We start from the raw sequence: 3,051 nt of genomic DNA on the forward strand, positions 1-3,051 counted from the left end.
CCCCTGCCCCCCGCCTACAGGTCGCCGGTGCGGCGCAGCCAGGCCAGCATGAGGATCCCCGGCAGCACCGGCAGCCAGAAGCTGATCAGGCGGTAGACGAGGACCGCGGTGAACATGGACGCCGCCGTACCACCCGCGGCTGCGAGCCCGAAGGCGAGTGCCGGTTCGATCGCGCCGATGCCGCCGGCTGTCGGCGCCGCGCCGGCTACCATCGAGCCGATGAGGTAGACCGCGGCAACGGACATCAACGTCATGCTGGTGCCGAATGCCCAGACCGTGCAGGCGAGCGCGAGGATCTGGAAGAAGCGTGTCCCTATTTGGGACAGCAGCAGCACCAGAGTCCGGCACGGGGAACGGGCGAGGATCTTCAGATGAGTGTCGAAGGCCCGCACTGCCGGCCGGGCCTTCGACCGGATCCGCGGATGGGCCACGGTGCCCGTCACGAGCGCGCAGACCGCCCCACAGCCGAGCACGAACGGCCCCGGCCCGAGCCCCTGGACAGTGGACCGCAGCGGGTTAGCCAGGGCCGCGCCGATGCCCGAGTCGCTGAGGGTGCCGGCGACCAGGACGATGCCCCCGAGGTGCGCCACCCCGCCGGCCACCTTGATTGACGTGATGGCCGCCAAGGCCGCGGGACGCGTCATCCCGCGCCGTTCCAGGAAACGCAGATGGACCGCGATGGCCCCGAGACCCGCGGGCACGATCCGGTTCGCCGCCGCCGCCGCGACCTGCAGGCCGGTCGCGGTGCGTAGCTCGATCCGCAGGCCGCTGGCCGCCCGCGTGGACAGGCCGTTGGCGAAGTAGAACAAGACCGAGGAGAGCGCGCAGATGACGAGCCAGTGCCAGCGGGGCGCGGGAACGCCGGCCAGCCGTGAGGCCATGTCGCCGCGGAAGCGCACGGCCAGGATGGTGAGGGGAACGGCGAGCATGCCGGCGAGCAGGACGTTGCGTCGCCGGGACCGGGCCGATCGGACCGGCCCGAGACGGAGCGCGAGCGGCTCGGCGAAGACGTGGGCGTCACCGGCCGGGGAGGCGACGAGCTCGACCCTCGGTGCCGTTGCAGAGGTCGGTGCCGTTGCAGCCACGTCGTCGGAGTTGCCGCCCGGGTGGGCACCAGAGCGTCGTAGTAGCTGCCGGGTCAGCACCGCCGGTGGTGGAAGCGGGGGCGCGGGCGCGGCGCTCTCGGCGCTGTCAGCGCCGAGCAGGACCGGAGTCTCGATGACTACCCCCGTAGGATCGACAGGTGCGATCACGGTCGTGATGCAGAGGAGACGTACGTCACGGTACGCGGCTCGACGGTATGCGGCTTGGCTGAACAGCAGCTGAAGCATCCTTATTGCTAACCTAGCCACCGGAAGTCGCGCGACGACGCTTCGGGAGGAATCGGTCGGCGGCCCTGGTCAGGAGCCGCAGACCGCCTCGATCGGATCCTGTTGGCGTGGCAGGTCGAACCAGACCTGCTTGCCTGACCCCCGGGTGTCCGGCATCTCGACGACACCCCACTGCATCGCCAGCGCGGCGACCAGATGCATGCCCCGGCCCGACTCGTCGTCATCGTGGGCGGGTTTCAGCACCGGCCACAGCGAGCTTCCGTCGTCGACCGCGATGCGGATCCGGTCGTCGCGCAGGGACAGCGTGAGGCACAGGGCGGCGCGGGCACCGACGAAGCGCACCGCGTTCGTCACGACCTCACTGACGAGCAGCTGCGCGACCTCGACGGTCTCCGGGCGACCCCAAGCGGCGAGCAGCTCGGTGACCAGCCGGCGGGCTCGGCTGGCGGCACGGGGATCGGCGGGCAGGTCGAAGCGTGCGCTGAGAGCTTCGGCCACGCCTCACCTTCCGTGGGGTCGTCAGGCACGGTCATCGTCCCGGTGCGGGGGTCTGCCGCGTCGCGTTACTGCCACCATGACCGCCCCCCCAAACCTGACCCTCTGTGGTCGTCGAGCCAGGCAACGGCCACGCGACGCATCTGGATACCGCGACCGGGACATCCGGGCGACGCGACGCGCCGAGGACAGCATCGGCGCTTCCCCGGCCGGGCGTCGGGCCGGGGAGCCGCGCCGGGGCGGGTCGGCCTCCCCCCGCTGGGACGGCCGAGCGGGTGACCGAGTCGGGGGATGGCGTCAGATGACGTCGATGCCGTCCAGCACCGACTCGCGGCGAGCCATCCAGGCCCGCGTGACCTCGTCGACCGCGGTCTGGTCGATGCGGGCCGCCGCCGCCGATAGGTTGCCGCGGGGAGGCGGCACCATGTCCGCATCCGCATCCGCTCGTGCGGCCGTTCGCGGCATGGCAGCCCGACCGGGGTGCGACGAGTTCGGCGGGTCGATCCCGGGTTGCGCGTACCGGCGACCGGAGCCGTGCGGTACACCACCGGTTCCGTCCGGGGCGCGCCCGTCGGGCGGGGTCGGGTTCCGATCGGAGGTCGGCCCGGGATGGTCGGGACGGCCGATGGGCCGTGGGCCGGGCCGGTCCCTCGCCGGTTGCCCACCCGGTTCCACGCGCCGCTCCGGTGCTCGGGGACGGTCTACCCAGGCTCTCGCCCTGTTCCCCGCGGGGCGTCCCGGGGACTCGGCCGGGCCTGGCTGCCCGCGGTCGGGCTGCCCGCGATGCCTAGATCCCGGCTGCCTAGATCCCGACCGGATGGATTCCGGCGGCGTCGGCCCCGGCTGGGGTGATGGCCGGCCCTGGTGGCGTCCGGGCCCCGGCACCGCGTGACCGGGGTCTGACGGGCCGCCCGGCCCGGTTCCGGTTCCGGTCATCGGGCGCGGCGTCTCGACCCTGGCCGTGGCCATCTCGACCGGACCGGAGATCGAGGGAGCGGGCCGGGACGACGGCACGACGACATCGCCCCGGGCCACCGACGGGTTTACGGCCGGCGGGTAGCTGTCCGCGGTGGACCGGTCCCGGTCCGTGGGGTACCCGCCCGTCGGATACCGGTCCGAGGAGTATCCGTTGGGAGCATGTTGCCGCCCGCCGGGCAGTCGTGGCCGGGCACCGGTTGGCCGCGGAACACCCCGCTGGGCGGGGTGTTCCGCGGCCAACCGGTGC

Annotated in this window: 4 protein-coding genes; all 4 read right to left on the minus strand. The window is 73.0% G+C overall.

From position 1 onward, the window contains the following. Positions 1 to 14: 14 nt before the first annotated feature. Entirely contained in the window at positions 15 to 1,253 is a 1,239-nt protein-coding gene (locus AC08OP_RS23445) for a lysylphosphatidylglycerol synthase transmembrane domain-containing protein (protein ID WP_476616152.1), read from the minus strand. Positions 1,254 to 1,400: 147 nt separating this feature from the next. After that, positions 1,401 to 1,829 (minus strand): ATP-binding protein, encoded by a 429-nt coding sequence (locus AC08OP_RS23450; protein ID WP_462186758.1) that lies wholly within the window; start codon positions 1,827 to 1,829, stop codon positions 1,401 to 1,403. A 294-nt stretch (positions 1,830 to 2,123) separates the two neighbouring features. Beyond that, complete coding sequence (locus AC08OP_RS23455; RefSeq protein ID WP_462186757.1) at positions 2,124 to 2,252, minus strand: hypothetical protein; 129 nt, start codon at positions 2,250 to 2,252, stop codon at positions 2,124 to 2,126. A gap of 617 nt (positions 2,253 to 2,869) precedes the next feature. Beyond that, positions 2,870 to 3,051, minus strand: a 182-nt coding sequence (locus AC08OP_RS23460) for a hypothetical protein (RefSeq protein WP_476616153.1), incomplete at its 5' end; no start/stop codon positions are given.

It is taken from the genome of Frankia sp. CeRuru1, from assembly GCF_977966315.1.

Excerpts from the sequence above, each read along its gene's own strand:
- AC08OP_RS23455 (WP_462186757.1), bottom strand. The coding sequence starts at position 2,252 with ATGGTGCCGCCTCCCCGCGGCAACCTATCGGCGGCGGCGGCCCGCATC.